Source organism: Novipirellula methanifontis (assembly GCF_052161655.1).
Taxonomy (GTDB): Bacteria; Planctomycetota; Planctomycetia; order Pirellulales; family Pirellulaceae; genus Novipirellula.
The window spans coordinates 4,334,364-4,357,255 of sequence record NZ_CP197418.1; the positions used below are offsets into that span (position 1 = coordinate 4,334,364).

At 55.3% G+C, this 22,892-nt stretch carries 17 protein-coding genes; 9 read left to right on the plus strand and 8 right to left on the minus strand.

The genetic code is table 11. The features are described 5' to 3' along the window. The first annotated feature begins 125 nt into the window (after nt 1–125). From SH528x_RS15290 to SH528x_RS15310, 5 genes are all read left to right on the plus strand, one after another. Nucleotides 126–668 carry an RNA polymerase sigma factor gene (locus tag SH528x_RS15290; protein ID WP_442511381.1) on the plus strand — a complete coding sequence of 181 codons (543 nt, stop codon included), beginning with the start codon at nt 126–128 and terminating at the stop codon, nt 666–668. Next, nucleotides 665–5,767 (plus strand): MG2 domain-containing protein, encoded by a 5,103-nt coding sequence (locus SH528x_RS15295; protein ID WP_442511382.1) that lies wholly within the window; start codon nt 665–667, stop codon nt 5,765–5,767. Before SH528x_RS15290 ends, SH528x_RS15295 begins: the two co-directional genes overlap by 4 nt. A 274-nt stretch (nt 5,768–6,041) precedes the next feature. Continuing rightward, nucleotides 6,042–6,542 (plus strand): HEAT repeat domain-containing protein, encoded by a 501-nt coding sequence (locus tag SH528x_RS15300; protein WP_442511383.1) that lies wholly within the window; start codon nt 6,042–6,044, stop codon nt 6,540–6,542. Nucleotides 6,543–6,814: 272 nt separating this feature from the next. Next, nucleotides 6,815–7,882, plus strand: coding sequence for an endonuclease/exonuclease/phosphatase family protein (locus SH528x_RS15305; protein ID WP_442511384.1), 1,068 nt, complete (start codon nt 6,815–6,817; stop codon nt 7,880–7,882). A 166-nt stretch (nt 7,883–8,048) separates the two neighbouring features. Beyond that, on the plus strand, nt 8,049–9,014 hold the full coding sequence (locus SH528x_RS15310) for a lysophospholipid acyltransferase family protein (protein ID WP_442511385.1): 966 nt from the start codon (nt 8,049–8,051) through the stop codon (nt 9,012–9,014). Between the two features lie 156 nt (nt 9,015–9,170). On the opposite strand, the gene SH528x_RS15315 is transcribed toward SH528x_RS15310, so the two are convergent. After that, on the minus strand, nt 9,171–10,433 hold the full coding sequence (locus SH528x_RS15315) for an HD-GYP domain-containing protein (RefSeq protein WP_442511386.1): 1,263 nt from the start codon (nt 10,431–10,433) through the stop codon (nt 9,171–9,173). Nucleotides 10,434–10,791: 358 nt separating this feature from the next. On the opposite strand from SH528x_RS15315, the gene lhgO reads away from it, so the two are divergent. After that, nucleotides 10,792–12,018: an L-2-hydroxyglutarate oxidase gene (gene lhgO / locus SH528x_RS15320; protein ID WP_442511387.1), complete on the plus strand. Its 1,227-nt coding sequence runs from the start codon at nt 10,792–10,794 to the stop codon at nt 12,016–12,018. A gap of 172 nt (nt 12,019–12,190) precedes the next feature. Beyond that, nucleotides 12,191–13,108, plus strand: coding sequence for a 4-hydroxy-tetrahydrodipicolinate synthase (gene dapA, locus SH528x_RS15325; protein ID WP_442511388.1), 918 nt, complete (start codon nt 12,191–12,193; stop codon nt 13,106–13,108). A gap of 108 nt (nt 13,109–13,216) precedes the next feature. Here dapA and SH528x_RS15330 read toward each other — a convergent pair whose 3' ends face one another. Continuing rightward, nucleotides 13,217–14,098 carry a GIY-YIG nuclease family protein gene (locus tag SH528x_RS15330; protein WP_442511389.1) on the minus strand — a complete coding sequence of 294 codons (882 nt, stop codon included), beginning with the start codon at nt 14,096–14,098 and terminating at the stop codon, nt 13,217–13,219. Nucleotides 14,099–14,171: 73 nt separating this feature from the next. Here SH528x_RS15330 and SH528x_RS15335 point away from each other — a divergent pair, with 73 nt between their 5' ends. Continuing rightward, nucleotides 14,172–15,155, plus strand: a complete 984-nt coding sequence (locus tag SH528x_RS15335) for a D-2-hydroxyacid dehydrogenase (protein WP_442511390.1) — start codon at nt 14,172–14,174, stop codon at nt 15,153–15,155. Then, on the plus strand, nt 15,152–15,376 hold the full coding sequence (locus tag SH528x_RS15340; RefSeq protein ID WP_442511391.1) for a hypothetical protein: 225 nt from the start codon (nt 15,152–15,154) through the stop codon (nt 15,374–15,376). Before SH528x_RS15335 ends, SH528x_RS15340 begins: the two co-directional genes overlap by 4 nt. Nucleotides 15,377–16,575: 1,199 nt before the next feature. Here the strand turns inward: SH528x_RS15340 and SH528x_RS15345 are convergent. From SH528x_RS15345 to SH528x_RS15370, 6 genes are all read right to left on the minus strand, one after another. After that, nucleotides 16,576–17,076, minus strand: coding sequence for a 6-pyruvoyl trahydropterin synthase family protein (locus tag SH528x_RS15345; protein WP_442511392.1), 501 nt, complete (start codon nt 17,074–17,076; stop codon nt 16,576–16,578). Nucleotides 17,077–17,561: 485 nt separating this feature from the next. Next, nucleotides 17,562–18,410 (minus strand): triphosphoribosyl-dephospho-CoA synthase, encoded by an 849-nt coding sequence (locus SH528x_RS15350; protein ID WP_442511393.1) that lies wholly within the window; start codon nt 18,408–18,410, stop codon nt 17,562–17,564. Then, a complete protein-coding gene (locus SH528x_RS15355; protein WP_442511394.1) occupies nt 18,400–19,356 on the minus strand; it encodes an alpha/beta fold hydrolase in 957 nt (318 codons plus the stop codon). The genes SH528x_RS15350 and SH528x_RS15355 overlap by 11 nt, the downstream gene beginning before the upstream one ends. A gap of 332 nt (nt 19,357–19,688) precedes the next feature. Next, a complete protein-coding gene (locus SH528x_RS15360) occupies nt 19,689–20,627 on the minus strand; it encodes a ParB/RepB/Spo0J family partition protein (protein WP_442512133.1) in 939 nt (312 codons plus the stop codon). Nucleotides 20,628–20,673: 46 nt separating this feature from the next. Beyond that, nucleotides 20,674–21,420, minus strand: a complete 747-nt coding sequence (locus tag SH528x_RS15365; RefSeq protein WP_442511395.1) for a ParA family protein — start codon at nt 21,418–21,420, stop codon at nt 20,674–20,676. A gap of 366 nt (nt 21,421–21,786) precedes the next feature. Beyond that, a complete protein-coding gene (locus tag SH528x_RS15370; protein ID WP_442511396.1) occupies nt 21,787–22,812 on the minus strand; it encodes a TIGR03009 domain-containing protein in 1,026 nt (341 codons plus the stop codon). Nucleotides 22,813–22,892 lie beyond the last annotated feature (80 nt).

Sequence of the window (22,892 nt, forward strand, 5' to 3'; positions counted from 1 at the left end):
TTTATTGTTCCGAACGTCCTAAAAGGCTGGCGCGGGCCGAAAGTCTTTACGACTTCCGCTACGGGATAACTTTTTATTCTTTTTGAAATCCCTGCCATGGGCTGGCTCGTCTTATCTTTAGACCCATGGAATCAACGCCCGCAAGTTCTGATGACACGCTCGACCCACGGCTCCGATCGCGATTGGAGGCCCAGTTTGACGATGCGCACGGAGAATTGATCGGGACGCTGTTCTATTTGGTCGGAAATCGTGAAGACGCTCGCGATGCGCTGCAGGAAACGTTCCTGAAGTGTTGGCGGCATCGACAACAGATGGATCAGGTCTCGAATTTGAGGGCTTGGGTGTTTCGGATTGCACTGAACACCGGCCGCGATTGTCGCAAAGCCGCATGGAATCGGCGGCGGCAACCAATCTTGGAGGAAACCGAAATGGTCTCGACCGCCGACTCACCCGACGCCGCACTGCTGAGAGACGAACAGCTCTCGGTGCTGCAGGCCCAAGTCCTTCGGCTTCGCGAAGAAGAACGCGAGGTCTTTCTGCTTCGCCAAAACGGTGACATGACCTACGAGCAAATTGCCGAAGCGATGTCATTGCCGATCGGAACCGTCAAAACGCGAATGCGAATCGCCATCCGCCAGCTGCGTGAATCAGTGGGAGGCCAATCATGAATACGAATCTAAACAAACAATACGAAGACAAAGACGCATTGCGACAGGCGTTGTTGGAGCTGCACTACGATCTGCTGGACGAATCCGAAGCGACCGCGCTTCGCACCGCGATCGTGTCCGATGCCGACGTTGCCGCCGAGTGGGCCAACACGTTGAAATTGGCGAGTAACATTGCCGACGCGGCAAAATTGCCGGTCCAACCTGAGCCGACGGCGCTAGCCGCGGTCCTCGTTGACGATGAATTGCAGGGCCCGCGGCTAGCGCCGTCGGGTCAGGTTTCGAAATCATCGGTCTGGGTAGCGCCGACGCTGCTCGCGGGACTCGCCGCACTGCTGGCGTTTTTCGTTGTCGGTTGGTCGCAATTTTCTGAACTGCCTGTGAAACCAATAGCGGCGGTACGCATCGAAGCCAAAGTGCTCGACCGTGCAAACGCGTCCAACGAGTTTCTGGTCAAGACGACCAAGCTGGATGGATCCGTATCGAGCGTCGGTGGATTTCAAGTCACTCCGGCGATGTTGTCGTTCTCGGTTCTGGCACGCAACGTGACGTTGTTTTCCGGGGTCACAGAAACAGACCATCTTGGCGTTGGCAAAATTGTTTTGCCCGACGACTTGGTGATCCCCAGCGAAGCACAACTCCGCGTCGAAGCCACTTCGGCCAACGGCGTACGCTCCGAATCGAGTGTCATGGTGCCACTGGAACCGACACGCTGCTTGACTTACTTGACCGTCGATCGGCCGGTTTATCGCCCCGGCGAAACCGTTTACTTTCGATCCTTGACGCTCCAACGCACCTCGTTTCGTCCCAAAGTCGACGTGCCGATTCGTTACGAATTGATCGACCCCAGTGGTGCTGCGGTGGCAGGAATGTTTAGCGAAGGGTTGACCGAGCGAGCGGTCGGAAACGGGGCATTCACGATCCCGCAATCCGCGCCCGGAGGATCGTACACGTTGGTCGCGAAAAGTTTGGATGGGTTCTTTCCCGAAGAGCGTCGCGAATTCCAAGTGCGTGCGTACCGAGTTCCCCGCTTCAAGAAAGAACTCGAGTTGAGCCAACGCAGCTACGGACCGGGCGATACCGTGGAAGCCAATTTTAAGGCCGAGCGGGCCGAGGGAGGGATGTTGGCCAACACTTCCGTCGCGATCGTTGCCAAAGTCGACGACGAGGTGATTTTCGAAGAAGCCGCGGAGACAACGGACTTGGGCACCTACGCAATCTCATTCAAATTGCCCACCAATATTCGCAAAGGTGCTGGGCAATTGGCGGTTGTGATCGATGACGGAGGGACGCAAGAGACCAAGGTCAAAACGATCCCGATTCAATTGGGACGAGTGGACGTCGAGTTTTATCCCGAGGGCGGCTACCTGGTCGATGGGCTGCGAAACCGTGTCTACTTCGTCGCTCGTAATTCACTCGGCGAACCGATCGACATCAAAGGCGAAGTGCAAACTCGCGATGGGCACCAAGCGGCGACGCTGGAAACGACTCGCGATGGAATGGGCCGATTTGAATTTGTGCCCAAGCGTGGCGAGCGTTATTCCTTGCGGGTCAGTTCGCCCATCGACGTGCACAATTTGGTCAGGTTGCCTGCGGTAGTGAAGGAGTTGCCTGTGATCGATACGGGGGTCGGCGTCTATGACGCGGGCGAACCGATCACGATGCAAGTTCGCAGCACGGTGCAGCGAAACGTGTTGGTGCGGACGGTATGCCGAGGCCAATTGGTCAACGAGCAAACCGTGACACTGACGCCAGGAACGAATTCGATGTCGATACCGGTGGGGAAACGTACCAGCGGGGTCGTGCGAGTAACCGTGCTAGACACCAATAAAACGCCAGCCTTGCCGCTGGTGGAACGACTTGTGTTTTGTCGTCAGGAACACCAATTGCAAGTCGAGATCGTCGAATCCGCCGAGGGGCTCGATCGATCGCCTGGCGAGTCGACGCGGTTGACTCTGCAAGTGCGTGACGAAACGGGTGAACCGACACCGGCGGTGCTGGGCGTTGCCGTGGTCGATGATGCGGCACTGCGTTTGGATGATACCGAGCGACCGAATCTGCGAACTCATTTCCTGTTGACCAGCGAGATTCAAAAGCCCGAGGATCTCGAGCATGCAAATTTCTACTTGAGTGACAGTGACGAGGCGGCGGAGTCGGTTGACTTGCTGCTGGGCACCCAGGGGTGGCGACGCTTTGTCAGCGGATCGTCGGATCAACCTAACGTCGATTACCGCGAACAGTTGGTGCGACTGCTGGAGCTCGACGGCGACCGGTTGTCGGCGACTCAGGCGAGCTTTCAAACCAACGGACATCAAGCTCAACAGTGGACGCGGTATCGCGAGGCCGTGTCGGCAGCGTGGCGGTTAGTGCTGTTTCAAATGAGGATTCTGATGGCGATGATTGTGCTGCTTTGGATGATCTCGATCGCGGTGCGAATGCGGCGTGCTTCGAGTGCTCGCTTCGCCAGTCTGTTGTTGTTGGCGACGGCATCCTTGTTCGTCTATGGGTGTGGGGCGCGGGAATATAGCGAACGTGCATCGGTTGCGGCAGATACAGCAACCGCCGAAGGGGCCCCCGCAGCATCCTCGGCGCCGAATGAAGGAAAGAACGCGGCCGAAGGGATGTTTATGGATGACTTTGCGATGGATGGCATGGTGATGGGCGGAATGGATATGCCAGCGGTCGCACCGGCGGTACAGAGCGGCTTCGTTCAATCGAGACGTGATAATCTCAACAACAATGCAATTGGCAACAAAGCGGCGTCGATGGGTGGAGGTGGGTTCGGTGGAAAAAATCGTCACGAGTTCGACGAAAGTCGTGCGATGTTCGAAACCGAATCGTTGACCGCAGACGACTTGAAACGATTGTTGGCGGCTCGCGGATTGGATGCCGATTCGCTGGCGTCTCAGTTGTTGGACGAACTTCGTTTTCCTGTTCGCCAGTACGCTCATCGCCATGTCGTGGGCGACCCTGAGATCCGCGAAGACTTTGCCGAAACGCTGTACTGGCAACCGCTTCTGGTCACCGATTCCGAAGGACGTGCGTCAATCCGATTTGACTTGTCTGATTCGGTGACCACGTTTCGAGTTGCCGTCGATGCGCACGCCAACAGCGGCCGGATCGGATCGTTTGCGGGTGCGGTGACATCGCGACTGCCGTTCCAAATGGAACCCAAGATGCCGCTGGAAGTGACCACCGGCGACCGCATCGATTTGCCGGTCGCAGTGATCAATGCGACCAATGCGGACATGAATGTGGGGATGTCGATCGAAACTGATTCGGCACTCCAGCCGCTTGGTGAAACGAGCCGCACGTTGTCGTTGGCTGCGGGCGAGCGACGTCGCGAATTGATGTCGATCAACGTGTTGGCAGGTTCGGCCGAACAGGACGCGAAAGTCGAAATTCGCGGCAGCACAGAATCGCTGCAAGATTCCATCCGGCGGACGCTGCACATCGCACCGGCGGGATATCCGGTGAACGTCTCGATCGCAGGCCGTTTGAGTGATCAAGCAGCGGTGCCGCTGTCGATCCCCGCTGATTTTGTTGACGGTTCGCTGGCGGTTGCCGTGCGAGCCTATCCGTCGCCGGTCGCGGACGTGATGTCCGGAATCGACAGTATCTTGCGAGAGCCCCATGGGTGTTTCGAGCAAACGTCGGCAACGAACTATCCCAACACGATGGCGCTGTTGTATATGCAGAAATCGGAATCCGCCAATCCCGAATTCGCTCAGCGTGCGATGGGGATGCTCGAACGAGGCTACGGGAAACTGACTAGCTTTGAGTGCGAAAAACGGGGTTACGAATGGTTCGGTAACGATCCAGGGCACGAAGCGTTGTCTGCATTCGGATTGATGCAGTTCAACGACATGACCAAGGTGATGGACGTCAGCGAAGAAATGATCACGCGAACGCGAGTCTGGTTGATGAGCCGTCGTGATGGCAAAGGTGGTTTTAAACGGAATCCACGCCATCTGCATGTTTGGTCCGTCAAACAACAAATCGTCAACGCGTATGTGTTGTGGGCACTTTCGGAGGCCGATGTTGCGGCGGGACAAGCACGACGAACTGCGAACGAGTTGAAGGCTGAACTTGACCAACTCGCTCGTGTTGCTGAGGCGTCAAATGATCCGTATTTGATCTCGCTTTCGGCAGCGACGCTGATGAACGTCAACCGGAACAAGGAAGGGCGTAAACTGCTGGATCGCTTAACGCAGTTGCAACAGGAAGACGGTCATTTGGAAGGAGCAACGACGGTCGTGTCCAGTGGCGGATTGTCGAAAAAGATGGAAACGACAGCTTTGGCTGTGTTGGCATGGAGCAAGGCTGCGAAGTACGAATCCAACGCCGATGGGGCAGCGAAATGGATTCGTGCCAACCGAACTGGCAACGGCGGGTTCGGGTCAACGCAAGCGACTGTGTTGGCACTGAAGGCGTTAATCACGCATTCCAATCAACAAGACGTCAGCGCCGCCGGTGCGGTGTTGAGCGTGTTGCTCGATGGCAAGGTGATTGGCCAAACTCAAATCCCGCAGGACATCCGCAGCGGGTCGGCGGTGGAGATTGCCGGACTCGGTCAATCGATTGCAGCGAAGCTCAGCGAATCCGATTCAGTTGAACTGACACTGCAAGCCGACGGGGTGAAAAATCTGTCGTACACCGTGGATGTATCTTACCACGCGACCACGCCAGAATCCGATGACGCGTGTCCCGTGAAAGTGACCACGAAATTGGCGGGTCAGTTTGACAAGGATGGCAACGTCGCGGCGGGCGATTCGTTGACGGTCAAGGCGTCGCTGGTCAACACGACCAACGAAGGCCAACCGATGACCGTCGCGATCGTCGGACTGCCTGGTGGTTTGGAACCGCAAATTGAGCGGTTGGACGAGCTGAAAAAGGCAGGGCGGTTCGACTACTACGAGCTCAACGGACGCGAGGTGATTTTCTACTGGCGGACGGTGGAGCCTGACTCGGTCAAGGAAATCGAGTTTGGCGTGACCGCTGCGATCCCCGGCAAATACACCGGGCCGGCGTCGCGAGCGTACTTGTACTACACCGCCGAGCAAAAGCAGTGGACCGAGCCGATGGTGGTCGAGATCCGCTAAGTTCGTGTAGTTCGTGTAGGGCCGGTTCCCACCGGCCGTCCATAACAACTCGACGGAGTCGGCCGGTAGGAACCGGCCCTACTCACTTCCGCTACGCGTGATCTCGGAATTCAATGCCCCATTGCATTGCTTGCAAATGCGTGGTGGTCGAACTTGCTCTTGCGTGAAACTGAGCGTTTTTGTTAGCTCGTTATCACGCCTATCCGCAAAAGGGAACGCCCTCTTTTCGGATAGGCTTCAAATGAAAACGGCAGCTGACTGGGAGCGCAGGGCAATGAGCGAACAATCCGAATGGATCGAAAAACTGGTTAGCGATAACGCTGACGTGCGAATCGCGGCGCTGCGAAAGATATCAAGCCAAAAATCGGTTTCTGGCGTTACGATCGTCTGTGTAAAGCTTGCTGGCGACTGCGACGACGATGTTCGAATGTGGGCCGCCGACGCACTTGGCCGCAGCGTCACTCCGCAGGACTCGGAGGTTGACGCACTCGCTGAATTGATCCTTCACTCGGATGATGGCGAGGTCTGTTACTGGGCTGCCACGATGCTGGGACGACTGAACACCGATTCCATCGCCGCCATCGAAGCTCTTCAGCATTGCGTCACAAATTCGATGTCCCTGCCGGCGCGAGAACGAGCGGTTGGGGCGCTCGCGGAAATCGGGCCCGCGGCAGCAGCTGCCCTCGCATCACTCGAAAAAACGGCAGAGGCGGCTCCGGCAAGACTGAAGCGACTCGCAAAGGACGCGATCAAAGCAATTGGAAAAGCAGCATAAGGACAAGTTCGCTGCATAATGATCGCGGGATAATGATCGCGGGGTGCGAGCGGAAAATAGCAGTCGAATTTCGACGCAGCATCCGTCGTGATCGCGGCGGAAATCCACGCTCTGGCGAGCGTAGCTACGACCGTAATAAACCGACGCTTGCGAGCGATTGACGACGAACAAAAGCAACCATCGGCAAGGAGGCCGAAGTGGGCCTACTATCGAACCTATTGCAAAGCAGCCGGTCACGGTCGCGTAAAAAGTCGAGTTCCAAAGCGCGATCGGTGTTCAGCTACATTCCCTTTGTCCGCTGGATTGGCCCCTCGGTCAGTATGACAGGGATCGTCGCGGCGCTGTTCATGGTCGTTACCGGACGGATCGATCTCGCCTCATTGGATCAATGGGCGGGGGGAGATTCGGTTGCCGACGCGGTCAACGAGGAACCCATTCAACCGATCACGCTGAATCAATTGGGAGCACGATCGCCCATGACGATTCGCGTTGCCACGTTTAATATTGAAAAATTTGGCGACAAGAAGTCGACAACGCGGATGACCGAGGGTGTCGACGTGTTGGGGACATTGGCTCAAATCGTGAGTCAATTCGATTTGGTTGCAATTCAAGAAGTGATGGGCAGTGACAACGCGTCGATCGAACGACTCGTCAATCTGATTAATGTTTCGGGTGGGCGATACACCGCAAGCGTTAGCCCACGGATCGGCCGTAATACGTACACCGAAAGTTATGCCTTTGTCTGGGACGAGACGCGAATTCAAATGGTTCGCGACAGTGCCTACGTGGTTCAAGACAACGCCGATCGGATGCACCGTGAACCGATGGTAGCGTCGTTTCAAGCGTTGACGACGTCTCTGGATGGACGTAAACCGTTCAGTTTTACGCTGATCAACGCCCACACGGACCCCGACGAAATCACGCCGAATGCGACAAGCAACGAGATCAATGTGTTGGATGACGTGTTTGTCCGCGTTCGCCAATACGAATATGACCGGATGGGCGAAGAGGACTGCATCCTGCTGGGCGATTTGAACGTCGATGCCAACCATTTGCAAGAATTGGTGATGATCCCCAACGTCTTCTCGATCGGGGGAAACACGATTACAAACACACGTCATACGAAGACATACGACCACATTCTGATTGATCGTGAAATGACACGCGAATACACCGGTCGCTTTGGTGTGATCGATTTGCAACGCGACTTGGGGTTCAGTGACGCTCAGGCGTTGCTGATCAGCGATCACATGCCGCTGTGGGCCGAGTTCAGTGCTTACGAAGTCCCACAGGGCGAATCGGTTGCAACACGTAACGAGTCGACTCAAATGATTCGCTAGTGCAGCGGTTGGGCAGGAGTCTTTCAGTATATTAGCCGTTTTGGCGCTAGCCACGGTTCCGGAGTTTAACCGGGGCTAGCGCCCAAACGGCTAACGGGATTTCACCCAATAATTCCTGCCCGCTTAACACCACATTTTTTTATTCGTAAGATCGGATTCACATATCGTGAAACAGAACTTGCTCCGCCTGAAATGCACCGTCACCGACTTTGCCGCCTACTGCGTCGTGCGAATGTTGGTTGCTGTGATCCAGACTTTGCCGCTAGACATGGGGCAATCGTTTGCTCATGAAGTGGCTTGGTTGGCGGCAGGACCGCTGAAGATTCGAGATAAAGCGACGGAAGAGAATCTGTCGCGAGTATTTCCAAATGCGAACGCACGCGAGCGCCGAGCATTGTCACTTTCCATGTGGCAGCACTTGATTTTGATGGTGTGTGAGATCGCGTGGGCTCAGCGGCGATTGCATCTGACGAATTGGAGCGAATACATGACGTTCCGGAACAACCGCGTCATTCTGAAGACGCTGCTGAGTGATCGTCCCATGGTCGGAGTGACAGGTCACTTCGGCAACTTTGAAATTGGCGGCTATGTGCTCGGTTTGATGGGATTCACTACGACGACGATCGCTCGCAAATTGGATAACCCGTACCTGCATCGCTGGGTTGAGCGATTTCGGGGTGCCAAGGGTCAAGTCATGGTCGACAAAGAAGGGTGTGCGCCGTTGATCGATCAACATTTGAAACAGGGTGGGGTGCTGTCGTTGCTGGCGGATCAACATGCCGGCGACAAAGGTTGCTGGTTGCCATTTCTGGGCGTTCCCGCGTCGAGTCACAAGGCGCTAGCCCTGTTTTCGCTCAGTTCCAACGCACCGATGTTGGTCAGCTATACCATTCGCAAAGACGGCGAACCGATGCAATTCGAGTCCGGTTGCGTCGGTATCGCGGATCCACTAAATGACACCGCCGAGGTCTGTCAATCGGTTACCACGTTGACCCAGTGGTACAACGAGCGACTTGCGGTGGCGATCAAAATGGCACCCGAGCAGTATTGGTGGTTGCATCGTCGGTGGCGTCAACCGCCTGAACGAGTAGCCAAGCGATTGGCAAAAGAAGCAGCAAAACTCGCTGCGTAATCGCCACGTTTCAACGTAGCGGAAGTCGTCAAGACTTTCGTGGACTGTCCGGGATGCCCGAAACTCTTGACGAGTTCCGCTACAAAAAATGCTCTACAACGTTGCGGCGATTGCGTAAATGGTTCGCGCCGATATCGGGCTGGCCCGAACAATCGCTCACACCCTGAGGAAGTTCTCGGATGGGTTCCAGTTGATCGTTGGCATTTTCGATGGCGGGATTCGCATCTGGTCGATCTTGGGTGACGAGATTGGCCGGATGATTCGGTTCTCGGCGTTGTCTTCTTGAACTCGCTCGCCGTCTTCACGCATTAGCATCGGGCACGCGTAACTGTGTGCGGATCGGCGGATCACGGTCGCAGTGCTTCCGGATCTTAGTTCGACATGGCTGCCGAGCGGGTAGAGCGATTCAGTGTTCAAAAACGCACGCACTACTTCGGGATCAAAGGTGCCACGCGTTGCTTGGTGCAGGATCAAGCCGACGGCGTTGTGAGGCAAGATTCCACAGCGATTCGTCGACGGCGTAATCAATTGAATGTAGGCATCGACCACATTCAAAATCCTCGCATATTGATGAGTCCGGATTCCTCGTAAACCACGTGGAAAACCCGATCCGTCAAATTGCTCATGAACTTGTTGCACCGCGATCCGAACGGACGAAGGCGTTTCTGGGATCGCTGCGACACAATCGAACGCGATTCCTGGATGTTTTTCATACTCCCAACGTTCGGTGTTGGAGAGCGATTGGGATGGGTCGCGGTATTTAGGGTCGAGTACGAACAAGCCGATGTCGTGCAGCAATCCCGTCAAGCCAATCTCAAGTGCGGTGGGACCATCGAGTCCCATTTCGATTCCGACCGCCATCCCCATGACGGCCATTTGAACCGAACGACGTTCAAGGTCGAGGTCTTCACTGGCCGATCCGATCTCGCCAACGGTTTGGTCGTGGTCTTCGATCATCGAACGAGCGAACGAGTCAGACGTTGCGATTAGCGGCGAAATGGATTGAAAATCACGAGTCTGCAGTGCCTTGTTGATTTGCACGAAGCGGTTCTTTGCGGCACTCATGCATTTCGTTAATTCGGCCGTCCGCTCGATGCTCAACGGTTCGCCGTGGCGATCAACGAGCAAATTTTTCAGCGGCAACGCCTCTTCCCAAACTCCTGAAAAGAGTGATGGCGTCTGGGGTGCTTCGTCGGCGGTACCGCGACGCAATTGTTTTCCTGTTAATTCGGCAATGTCGTTCGGGTGAACGGCGATGACGTCAACGTTTTGTTCGTGAAGATGTGCGACGATCGTGGGCGTGATGTGCGTACCCGATCCGAGCAATAAAATGCCTTCGCTACTCAGGATAGGGTACCCACAAGTCGCACCAGCACATAGCTTTTCTAGTGGCAGTTCGACGGTACCAGGACGTGACATTTGTTCTCAATTCCACATGAATCAATCGTTTTGCCATAACTCTCAAACAGAGAACTATGAGAGTACATTGGTTGCGAATCGCAGACGCGGATCTGCAAAGCAAGTAAACTTTCCTTCGTCCGCGCAATGCCTCAATCAAAACTTATGCCATGAAATATGAACATCCAATCGGGGAGTGCGTGCGACCGTGATTTTGCGGATTACCGCAATCTCGAGTGGTTGATTCGTCCCTTTTCGTGAGTCTGGCTTTTTTGATTTTGCAGGTTAACCGGATTACTCGGTTTGCTGCAGATGTAGAAAATGCCTGGCTGGTCACTACTGTTCATCCCAATCCCATTTTACACCTTGCTGATACTCAATGAATTCCAACGGTTCGATTCCCAGTACGTGCGACGTGGTCATCATCGGTGGTGGAATCGTGGGGTTGGCAACGGCAACAACGTTGATCAACCGGAACCCTTCGCTTTCAGTTTGCGTTGTCGAAGCGGAATCGCACGTTGCAGCACACCAAAGCGGTCACAACTCGGGCGTTTTGCATTCGGGAATTTATTACAAGCCAGGATCAACGAAGGCGATCACGTGTCGGACAGGCAAAGTGTTGATGGAGGCGTTTTGTGACGAGCATCAAATCCCTTGGGACCGCTGCGGCAAAGTGGTGGTCGCCACCGATGCAATCGAAGCGGAGCGGTTGGATGCGATCGCGGAACGAGCGACGGCAAACGGAGTGGAGTATCGTCGTATCGACTCCGACGAACTTCGCGAGATTGAGCCATCGGTCGCCGGAGTCGCGGCGTTGCATGTTCCTGAAACAGGCATTGTGAATTACGCCACCGTATGCGAGGCGATGCGGCAGTTGATTCTGCGAAATGGCGGACATGTGGTGTTGTCGTTCAAGGTGACGAAGATCAAATCGGACTCGTCAGCAGTAGCCATCACGGACTCGAAAAATCGAACCATTCATTGCGGGCGGATGATCAATTGTGCGGGACTGCAAAGCGACCGTATCTTGCGAATGGCTGGCGGAAATCCAAAGGTGAAAATTGTGCCGTTTCGCGGCGAATATTATGAGCTTGTTCCAGATCGCGAGCAGCTGTGTCGCCATTTGATCTACCCGGTTCCGGATCCTTCGTTTCCGTTTTTGGGAGTCCATTTCACGCGGATGATCGAAGGTGGTGTGGAGTGCGGTCCCAATGCGGTGCTGGCGTTATCGCGGCACGGATATAATTGGCGGACGTTCAACGCAGGCGACTTGTTCGAAACGCTTCGCTATGGCGGATTTCTGAAGTTAGCTCGCAAGTACTGGCGAACGGGGGCCGGCGAGATTCACCGATCACTGCGAAAAGCGGCGTTCGTTTCGGCATTGCAAAAGCTGATTCCTTCGATTCGTGCGGCGGATTTGCATCCCGGTCGCGCCGGCGTGCGTGCTCAAGCGGTCACGCCCGAGGGTGAGTTGGTGGATGACTTTTTGATCGAGACCACCGAGCATGCAATCCACGTACTGAACGCCCCCTCGCCTGCGGCGACCGCGTCGTTAGCGATCGGTGCCCAGATCGTGGACCGATTTGAATCGCTCGAAACAAAGTAGGGGGGCATTTCCCACCGGGTTTTCAGCGTTATGAGTGAGCGGACTCGTCGCGAATCGAGGGCGGGACGCTTGACGAATCAGGGGGCGAAACACTAGGTTTTCTGCTGAACCAAAGCCGGTGACGCGTGTCATAGGCTCTGACGCACCCCACTTCCAATAACGCGATTCCAACATGACTTTTGAGACCCGCCCTCGAAAGGGATCTGATTTTGCTGGCCTTTCGGTCGCGATTGTCACGCCATTTACCGATGGCGAGGTGAATTACCCGCGTCTGAAAGAACAAGTCGAATTCCAACTCGAAGCCGGCACCCGCTGTATTGTTCCTGTGGGAACGACCGGCGAATCGCCGACGCTTTCACACGATGAACACGAAAAAGTGATCGCGGAAGTGATTCAGTGCGTGGCGGGGCGGGCGAAAGTCATGGCCGGTACCGGCAGCAATAGCACTGCTGAGGCATTGCGATTGACCAAGCGAGCGGCGGCCGAAGGAGCCGATGCGACGCTGCAAGTCGCACCCTATTACAACAAGCCGACACAGGAAGGTTTCTACCAGCACTTCAAAGCGGTGGCCGAGGCGGTCGACATTCCGGTTTGTGTTTACAACATCCCAGGACGTTGTGGCAAAGAGATCGACGTGGAAACGATCCAGCGGCTCGCCGATGTCCCAGGGATCACGATGGTCAAGGAAGCGACCGGAAAACTGGATCAATGCTCGGCGATCGTCGGCACCACGGATTTGACCGTTTTGAGTGGAGACGATTCGTTGACGTTGCCGATGATGAGCGTCGGAGCGGAAGGGATTGTATCGGTTGTAGGGAATTTGGTGCCGCGTGACATGATCGAATTGGTCAATGCGGCTGCGAGTGGCGATTTCGCTAAAGCGATGGCGATGCATCACAAGCTGTTTGCACTTTGCCAGAACATGCTCGGATTGTCGACCAACCCGATTCCTTTGAAGGCTGCAATGATGATGGTCGGCCGTGACTCGGGCGAGTTGCGATTGCCAATGACCCCGCTGGACGACGCGTCGATGGAAAAGTTGAAAGAAACCTTGTTCGCCTACGGCATGAATTCAGCGCTGGTGAATTAGTAAAACATCGGGGGCAATTCGTAGCGGAAGTCGTCAAGACTTTCGTGGCATTTGCTGAACGATCCGAAACTCTTGACGAGTTCCGCTACGAAATGTTGCGATGCCGATTCACGGCCGCACGTTTAGTCGCGGTTGCCGGCTGCGGATCAATTCGCTTTCGTAAGCACGACGCACGGTGATTCGCTTGGCGGGACTGTCGGCCGGGAAAACGTGAAGCTCGACTGTCACTCCGGCGGACGCTTCGCTGCTGAGGTATTCGGCCAAGGATGCTCGATCACTGCCGTTCATGTGATCGCTGAGCCGATGAAGCAAATTCTTAGCTTCACCGATGTACAAATAGCCCGCGCTGGTCCGGAACAGATAAACACCCGGACCATTGCTGATTTCCTCCGCCGCGATGGCCTGTCGTAGCGAATCAAGCGAATGCGTTTCGATCTTTCTCTGCCAATCCGCCACGCGGAGCACCAACTCGGGTTTGAGTGCTCGGCGTTTTCGTAGCGATAGCACCGCTTTGCGGATCGCGACGGTGTTGGTTCCTGGCGAGATCTTTTTGGCTTCGCTATCGAGTTCCTCGCGAAACGTTGGATCGGCGAGTAACGTGTCGCTCGAAATCCGATGTCGATCCATCACCACGCGAGCGGCGATCTCGGCGATAGGAACGATCCGGTCGTCGACGGGGTCGCCGCGCTTAGTCGCTTTGGCTGTCAATTTTCCTGATTTGCGTAGTTGTAAAAGTGCCAACAACGCGTCTCGTTCAAAACCATCGGGGAGCGATTCTAAAGGTGACAGTTCCGCAAGGAATCGGTTTCTCAGCTCATCCTGGATCATCACCTCGTCCGTGCTATAACCGGATGAGGCGGCTGTGAAAGCGGCATCGATCTCGGATGCCGTAAAATCATTGGCAAACACTACGCTGGGAACCAAGAGCAGGGCGGTCAGCCAAGCCACCTTTGTGAGCGGGCTGATTGAAGTTAAGTTCTTGGTGGACATTTTTGTTCGGTGCGGGGCGTGATTGTAAACTTCCCGGATGCCAACTTTCATTTCCCTTCAGCGTACCACAGCCATGCGAATCGTTCTTTGTTTCCCAGTGACTGATAAACACATCCAGCAGATTCAAGCTGCGGCGCCCGACGCCGAAGTGGTCAATGCGGGACAGGAACGGATCGACGAATTGTTGCCCACGGCGGACGTCTTTATCGGGCACGCCAAAGTGCCGGTCGATTGGGATCGCGTGCTGAAAGCCAACCGATTGCAATGGATTCAGTCGTCTGCGGCGGGCTTGGATCATTGTTTGGTTCCCGGCGTGATCGATTCGGATATCCCAGTCAGCAGCGCGTCGGGGTTGTTTGCACCACAGGTGGCTGAGCAAACATTTTCGCTGTTGTTTGGACTGCTGCGGTCGCTGCCGTTGTTCTTTCGAGCGGAGGCGAAACGCGATTTCACGCGGTTGCCGACGGACGATCTGCGAGGCAAGACCGTGGGAATCGTCGGTTTGGGTGGCAATGGCCGGATGATCTCGCGAGTGCTCGCGCCTTGGGATGCCCGCATCGTTGCCACCGATTTTTACCCGGTCGACAAGCCCGATGAGGTGGACAAGTTGCTGCCGGCCGATCAGTTGGACGAACTGTTGGCGGTTAGCGACATCGTGATTTTGACACTGCCGCTAAACGCAGGCACGCAAGGATTGTTCGATAAAGAACGAATCAGCAAGATGCGACCAGGCAGCTACTTGATCAATGTGGCTCGAGGCAGCGTGGTCGTCGAATCGGCGCTTGTGGACGCGTTGGCCAGCGGGCATCTTGCCGGTGCAGGGTTGGACGTAACCGAGGTCGAGCCGTTGGCGGAATCGAGTTTGTTGTGGGACGATCCCAAAGTCATCATCACGCCACATGTTGGCGCCCAATCGTATCGGCGAGTCGATGACACCGTCGATTTGGCATGTGTCAACTTGAAACGCTTTCTGGCGGGCAAACCGCCATACAATCGAGTGGACAAGTCGCTTGGGTTTCCGCATCCGTCGGTGGTGTGGCGGGGAGAAACCGAGTGAGCAGTTCGCGTGGGGGCAAAGAATGCGAAGCGGTAATTCACAACTTGAATGCCAAAAAGGGGCATCGTGAGATCAGCGGATCGGTCGTGCTTCCAGAAGTCGCGTCCGAAGAATTTGTCGCTGAGTTCAACCGCGTCTACGCCTCGATCGGTTGGACGATCGAAAGGTTGAAAGGCAAACAGGCTGAGACGCAGGACGACGCAGCAGAGAGTGCGTCGTAGATCGCGAAGTGGCCTCGGTACAAACACAAAAAAATCCTCGACGGCTTTCGTGGCAGCCGCCGAGGATTTCGTTTTTCTCTTCGTATGACTAGGGGGGAGTTGCTATATCGGATGGGATGCAACAACTAGTCAATCATTCTATCTTGTTGACTCAGTTGGACTACCAACCAGCGCCACAGCTAGGCTCTGCACATCCGCAAGGAGCAGGTGCAACTTCGCAACCGCAAGTTGGACCAGCGTCACAGCAGTTGTTGTGCTTGTGGAACAGACCCTTCAAGAATCCTTTGACCTTTTGGCCACAGGTTGGTCCACATTGTTGTGGGCAAGCTGGCTCGCAACCGCAAGCTGGCTCGATGACTTCGCAACCGCAAGCTGGCTCAACGCAAGAGTCGCAACCGTGGTTCTTGTGGAACAAGCGTGACAGAAGTCCTCGCTTAGCAATTCCGCAACCGCTGTCGCAGCAAGGCTCTGCTCCGCAAGTTGGCTCAACGGCACAACCGCAAGCAACAGGTGCTTCGCATCCGCATGCAGGTTCTACGTCACAACAGCTGTCACAACCGTTGTTACAAAGTTTGTCGAACAGGCCGAATGCACTTGCATTGACCGAAGAGCTAGCGACGAAGGCAACGGCTAGCAAAGCAGGAATGAATACACGACGCATCGTGGTTATCTCCAAAAGTTTTTTTAGGTATGGGAAGGTTGAGCTAGCACTGCCGCGGTAGGGCCAAGCCGCTCAAAGCGAACGACTTGTAGTAGTGCGTAACCCTGATCAACGGAAGTCAGACACAGCGAACCACGTTGACTTGTGATACGACAGAGCTAGCGAGAGTGAAGCGGCTTAGCGTTTCCCTCTCACACAATGAAGTATCGACGCGAATTGAGAATTAGCAGACCTGTTCCATCAAGAATCCCCGTCCTGCTAGCATTTTGGTTGGGGACGTATTGGTGGTATCAGTTGACGGGGAAATAGCGCCGCATGATCGGAAGGGATTCACGTAAAACGCAGAGGCAGGGGAGGGCAGCTCCCCCGAAAAACCCACTCTTTCGAACGAGCGGGAACAAATTAACGCATTTAAAATGCGTTTGCAGCGCGTAGGACCGGTTCCTACCGGCCGCCAATTACGGATTGATGGAATCGGCCGGTGGGAACCGGCTCTACGCGCAACTGGCTATCTATTATCCACTCGTTCTTGCGAGCGCTACGCGGTTGCCCAGGGCAAACGACAGACGCCCCACTGGCCACAATTTTCATCCACTGCGACTTCGATCCAGCTCAGCGCGTTGCCGAACTTCTCTTGGGTCGCCTGCATCACTCGCTCGGCGATCACGCGAGCGATCTCTTCGGCGGTCGTGTTCACGACCGGCAAGATCACACAGTCCTCGTTGGGAAACACCCAGCGGCGATCGCGAAAGCGTGCAGTCGTTTCTTTGTCATCGCTGGTGATTTTGATCTCCGCGTGATTCTCAGGGAGAAGGATGTGATGATCCAATAGAGTTGTCTGAGCCAGAACGGCGTCGCGAAGTGCGATAAAGTCGACAACGTAGCGATTTTCATCAAGAGGCCCTTCGACGCTGGCGCGAACCGCATAGTTGTGGCCGTGGATGCGTTCGCAAATGTCACCGGCAAAGGTAATAAAGTGAGCCGCCGAAAAAACGAACTGCTCTTTGGTCACGTCAACGCGGAAAGTGGCTTGGGTCATGGCGGGATCTAATAACGTGTAAAGGAGACGAAGACGAGTTTCATGGCATTGGGCTAGTGCTCGACTGCTAAATCTTTGATGTTGTCATCGGATATTGGGAGCGAAATTTTCTTCGGCTATATGCTGCAGTTACCTCTCCACCGACGAAGGAAGTTGTGCGGCGTTTAAGTTGAGTGGTAGCAACCACTTGCTTCACCCTCCCAACGAAGTTGGGAGGGTCGGAAAAGGAGCCTTCAGCGATTTTTCCGCTCTCGGGCTGGTGACGTTGAGCTTGCAAGTTGTCATCTCTAACACTTCGATGCCCCACCCAGAACTTGCTCCGCTCGTTCTGACCTCCCCAAAACAAGTTTCGGGGAGGTGAAGCACGTCAAAGGACTCGATTCACGACGAAATAAAAAGCCTCACAACCAACGAAGTTGGTGGAGAGGTGACAGAAAACCAGCGCAAACAAAAGTCACAACGACCCCAAAGTTTTAGCAGTCCACCTAAGCCCTCACTAATAATACGAATAACGCGGCGGCAATCAGGTCCGCTGTCGTTCCGGGATTCAGTCGATTGCCATCACTTCTAAGATATGTGTCAAATTCTTCAACTGCGACGCTGTCGCGTTTGTCCAATTCGCTCGCCAGCTGCTGAACCTCGTTCGCAACCTCATCACCACACTTTCGAGCGATCAAGGTATCAGGGTGATCGGCGAGGAGGTCAATGTGGGCGTCGCTGATGCCCCCCAAAATGTCTCCGCTCTCTGTGATCGCTTTTTCGACAAGCGGTACGACCCGATCGAACAAGTCTTTGAATCCGTTGGCATATTGATAAGCCACTAAGTCTCGCTCGGCTGCCAATCGCATCGCGGCAATCAAGTCGGTTCCTGAGCTGGCAGCATTGCGAACATCCATCTCGTCAACTTCGCCGAGCCCGCCGGCGGTCGAAACCCGTATCGCTTCGAAGATACAGGCCGCGTCGTCTTGATTCTGGCCATCGAGTAATGACGCTACCGCAGGTTGCAGCTCGGCATCGACATCGCGATGAGCCACCTCGGCGATGGGGCCGATCAGCAGCAAAATGCCCAGATTAACATTCGAGCCCGTGGCAACCTTCGTCTGGCGGACGGCGCTGAGAACCATTTCGCTGAAGTGCCGACCCGGCATCGCAAAGGATTCGGCCGCGATCTCTGCCGCGACGATGAAGTCACCGTAACTCAAGTCGCTGAATGAACGACCGGGATAGACATTCCCTGCTTTGGGGGACGTCGACTCGAGGACGCAGGCCCAGCGAACCGCGTCGCCAATCGAGCGGACTTGCGATCGCACTGTGTCCAGCGGATTACGCACCATGCGATTCACTTTGCTGTTCGCTCGCTGCCGGTTCCGCTGAAGGACGCTCGCCCGTTTCCGTTTGCAGGAATTTCGAAATTGCCGCGATGACTTCTGCGTTGGCATCCTCGATCACGTAATGGCCCGCGTCCGCAATTTCGACCGCTTCGGCGTTTGGCCAAACCTGTTGAAAGCGACGCAGGCATTCGGGGCGGAAGCACCAATCTTTCATGCCCCAAATCAACAGCTGGGGAAATGACGCGAGCGACGGTAGGTCCGCTTCGAGTTGACGAAGCGTTGCCATCGTGGGGTGTTTGCTAGTCAGCGGGATGTCTCGGACAAAGGCATCGTTGGCAACTCGATTGGTCCACGAGTTGTAGGGGGCCAGCAATCCACGCGTGGCCTCTTTGGAGAGCGCGTTGCGTGACATCGCCATCGTGATCGCAGCACCGGCGAACGCGTTCAGTCCTCGAACCGCGGCCGTCCCCAAGACAGGGATTCGACAAGCGGCGATTCGCCAAGGAATATAAGGCGGTGGAAACGCGGCAGTATTGAGCAGGATGATGCGTTCAAGACGGTCGACCCGTTTCAGCATCGACGTCAACCCGATCGCCCCGCCCCAATCATGAGCGATCAGTGTGATGCGTTTCAGATCGAGTGCGTCAATCAAATGGACCAGATTGTCGCGGTGGTCGGCCAAGCGATAGGGGAATTCGCCCTTCTCGGCATTGTGTCCACGCGAAGGCTTTTCGCTTCGACCGCACCCCAGATGGTCCACGGCGACGACGCGGTGGGTCGGGCTGAACTCCTCGACGATCGAGCGCCAGTAGAAGCTCCAGGTCGGATTCCCGTGCACACACAGCAGCGTCTGCTCGCCCGCGCCTTCATCAAGAAAACGCAGGGTGTGCGATCCAACGGTCAATTCGCCTGATTGATAAGGCAGCAGGTCTTCAGCAATCGATTTCATTGCCAAAGTGTCGCTCAGTTTGGCGACTTAGGGAACCACCCGTGAAACACGAGCGGGAAACAGGGAGCTGGAAACAGGGAGCTGGGAGCTGGGAGCTGGGAGAGTGGGAGAGTGGGAGAGTGGGAGAGTGGGAGAGTGGAAATCCGTTGGTACAAAAAAATACAAGCACGAAGCGCAGGGGAGTGAGTCTCGTCAGTGGAGCTCACTCGTCTGCGCTTCGTGCTTGTAGAATGCGTTCTTGGACAATTTGAAAAAAAGGGCTTGCCGCGAGAGACAAGAAAAATGGGATTCTCTCTCCCAGACTCCCAGACTCCCAGCTTTCTTTCCTTCTTCTACCCAGCGACTTTCAGCCTTGGCGGTTGGCCGGCATCAGCGAGGATGGCGCGTAGCCGTTCGAACTCGTCAGGATCCGTAAAGTGCAGCGTGATCTTGCCGCGACCACGGGCCGAGCTTTTGATCTCGACTTTGGTGCCGAAGATCATTCGCATCTCTTGCTGCATCGATTCAATCTGTGGCGAGATCGAGCGACGTTTCTGGCGGGTGGCGTTAACGACCTTCTTGCCCGTTTCGGCGTCCTCCTCCGCCTTCAGCAGTTCGGCCACGTGGGTCTCGGTCGCTCGTACACTCCAGCTGTCTTCCATGATCTTGCCGGCGGTACGAATTTGAATTTCTTCGTCCCCGATCGGTAGCAACGCTCGTGCATGTCCGGCGCTAATCTCACCCGCTTGCAAGAGATCCAAGATCCCTTCGGGCAGCTCGAGCAATCGCATCAGGTTGGCGATCGTGCTGCGGTCAATACTCAATCGACGAGCCAAGTCGTCTTGTTTGCATTTGTGCTCGTCGATGTAGCGTTTGAACGACAACGCTTTTTCGATCGGGTTCAGATCCTTGCGTTGCAAGTTTTCGATGATCGCCAATTCGGCAACCAAGCGATCGTCGGCCTCGCGGACTTCCGCCCGAATCGTTTTCAATCCCGCGTGGATGGTCGCACGCAGTCGGCGTTCGCCGCTGATTAATTGGTACTTTCCATCAACGATGCGAACCAGGACGGGTTGCAGTTGCTGATGATTTTTGATGCTTTCGGCAAGCGAGGCGATCTCATCGAGATTGAATTCCCGTCGTGGCTGGAACGGGTTGTTCTGGATCTCGTCGACTTTCAGTTCGAGCGACTGGATCTTTGATCCGCCCCCGTTCTTTTCGCCGCCGCCGTTTCCGCCCAAGTCCGAGGGTTCCGCGATGGGATTACCGTCATCGTCCAATGGCGTGCCCAATAGCGCGGCGAGCCCTTTACCTAAACGTCGATCCTTCGTTGTTGCACTAGTCACGCTCGAGCACCTCCATGCACAGCTGGGTATAAGCAAACGCGCCGCGGGATCGCGGTGCATACTCAAACACGGTTTGGCCGTGACTCGGGGCTTCGCTAAGCGAAACGTCTCGAGGCACGACACTATCAAACACAATGTCGCCAAAGAAGTCTCGGACTTCCTCGTCGACTTCGCGGGTCAGTTCTAGGTACGGATCATACATTGTTAGTAGGATCCCACCAAAGGTCAGTCTGCCGTCCGTGGCAACGATGACCTTCTTTATTGTCTGAATTAATTGAGTCAGACCTTCCATTGCAAAGTATTCGCATTGGATTGGCATCAACACCTCGGTGCTGGCCGTCAGGGCCGTCTGAGTCAGCGGGCCAACACTCGGCGGGCAATCGACCAAGATAAAATCGTATTGGTCGATGATCGAGTCGAGATGTTTGCGAACTTGCGATGTTTCGGTTTCGCCAGCGTCGGCCAAGCGATCGACATCCTGCAAAGTCCGGCTGCCACGCAGAATCGAGAGGTTGGGGACCTCGGTTTCGACAATCTTGCTGTCGATCGGTTCAGGGTTGATGATGGCGTGTCCATCGGAAGGTTCAAACCCGAGTGAACCGGTGGCGTTGCACTGCGGATCGAGATCGACCAGCAATGCTCGTTGTCCGGACATTGCTAATGCAGCCGAAAGGTTAACGGCCGTGGTTGTCTTTCCCACGCCTCCCTTTTGATTGACCACGCAAAGAATCCTTCCCACGGTGTCCACATTCCTATTTGAGACTCGCCGCAGTGAATAGCGGCAAGAACGAACAGTACGCGAAATGTTTCAGGTGAAACAAGTCTGGTTTCACAAGAAACTGGCGTTGACTTGGGTGGGGGATTCTGTATTCAAGGTGAGGTAGTCGATCTTGCTAAAGATCCTGCTGCATGGGGATCTTTAGCAAGATCCACTACCTCGCAGTAATGAGAGCCGCGTTAAGATTGTTTCTATCCCAAAAGCGGCCGGTAGGACCCAGCCTTACTCGAAACTCGTGCCGCACCGCCTCAGCAAACAAACGAAAAAAGCCCAGGACGATTAATCCTGGGCTTCATTTGTATTCATACGCTGCGGCGAGCGAGCAACTTACTTGATTTGGCCGCCGTTGGGGTTTGCAGCCTGCTGGGCTTCGGGTTCCGCGTTCGGATTGAACGTGTCGCGGAAGATCGTCCAGTCCGCGGGTGGGCGTTCTTGGATGAAATTGTCCATGAAGTTGGCGATCGCGTTGCCAACACCGTTTCGCTTCATGTCAACGAATTCGTAATGATCCCACTTCGGTGCGTTCTGAGCGTGGAAGTTGGGGGCGTACATGATCAAGGCCTGAGGCAGAAAGGTTTCCTTCTCAAGTGCGATTTGGACCATCTTGTACTGGGCACGATCGTCTTGTCGCTTGGGCCATGCTTCGATCAGCACGATTTTGTCATTCGGTGCGGCGACTTGGCGAACCCAGTAGCGGCGTTGTATTTCGGCGGCGTCGAGGTTGAAGACGAACGGCAGCGGGCTGTTAAAGATCTGTTGTCCTTGCATGTCCGCGGGCAGGTCCTGGATTTTGCATTGCTTCTGGCTGCGATCCATTTCGATCAACTGCTTGCCATTGCACACCCAATGTTCGCCGAACAGGCCGGCTTGGGGCTCGAAGACTGGCTTGCCTTCTTTCATCCCTTTGTAGAAGACCAGTGAATCGACACGGAAGACGCCTTTGTCCGGGGCCGCGTACTTGATCACGCCATCGGCGCGAGTCGCGTGGATGCCGACCGGGGCAGCCAAATTGTCGTAGTGCCAACGTTGGAATTTGCAATCAAGCGTTCGAGTGCCTTGGCTTTGTTGTTGCCAGGCAAGAAGTAGTTGTTGAAGCTGAGCTTGTTGAGCGTCATTGAGCGGAGCAAAGGGCTGAGCCGCTTGTGCAGGGACGGGCCGTTGTTGCCGAGCGATTTGTGCCTGTGCTTGAGCACCTTGAGCCTGAGCGGCTGCATTGTTGCCAGCGTTCTTGGCGTAGGAGGGAACGCCAGCGCCAGGCTGTCCCGCCTGCTGTGCCAGTGCGGATTGGGAATTGGTGGCCAAAGGGACCGCCAGTGCCGCAGCAAGCAGCAATGTCCAGTGTGGTCGCATCATCCGTGACGCCTGTTTGAAAAAAGTCTTGATACTCGGGCTTCGGCCATTTCCATATGGACCGATTCATCGAGTCGACTCTA

What these genes read in the sequence shown, in the direction of transcription:
- SH528x_RS15290 (WP_442511381.1), top strand. Translation starts at nt 126, where the DNA reads ATGGAATCAACGCCCGCAAGTTCTGATGACACGCTCGACCCACGGCTC.
- SH528x_RS15295 (WP_442511382.1), top strand. Translation starts at nt 665, where the DNA reads ATGAATACGAATCTAAACAAACAATACGAAGACAAAGACGCATTGCGA.
- SH528x_RS15300 (WP_442511383.1), top strand. Translation starts at nt 6,042, where the DNA reads ATGAGCGAACAATCCGAATGGATCGAAAAACTGGTTAGCGATAACGCT.
- SH528x_RS15315 (WP_442511386.1), bottom strand. Translation starts at nt 10,433, where the DNA reads ATGTCACGTCCTGGTACCGTCGAACTGCCACTAGAAAAGCTATGTGCT.
- lhgO (WP_442511387.1), top strand. Translation starts at nt 10,792, where the DNA reads ATGAATTCCAACGGTTCGATTCCCAGTACGTGCGACGTGGTCATCATC.
- dapA (WP_442511388.1), top strand. Translation starts at nt 12,191, where the DNA reads ATGACTTTTGAGACCCGCCCTCGAAAGGGATCTGATTTTGCTGGCCTT.
- SH528x_RS15330 (WP_442511389.1), bottom strand. Translation starts at nt 14,098, where the DNA reads ATGTCCACCAAGAACTTAACTTCAATCAGCCCGCTCACAAAGGTGGCT.
- SH528x_RS15335 (WP_442511390.1), top strand. Translation starts at nt 14,172, where the DNA reads ATGCGAATCGTTCTTTGTTTCCCAGTGACTGATAAACACATCCAGCAG.
- SH528x_RS15345 (WP_442511392.1), bottom strand. Translation starts at nt 17,076, where the DNA reads ATGACCCAAGCCACTTTCCGCGTTGACGTGACCAAAGAGCAGTTCGTT.
- SH528x_RS15350 (WP_442511393.1), bottom strand. Translation starts at nt 18,410, where the DNA reads ATGGTGCGTAATCCGCTGGACACAGTGCGATCGCAAGTCCGCTCGATT.
- SH528x_RS15355 (WP_442511394.1), bottom strand. Translation starts at nt 19,356, where the DNA reads ATGAAATCGATTGCTGAAGACCTGCTGCCTTATCAATCAGGCGAATTG.
- SH528x_RS15370 (WP_442511396.1), bottom strand. Translation starts at nt 22,812, where the DNA reads ATGATGCGACCACACTGGACATTGCTGCTTGCTGCGGCACTGGCGGTC.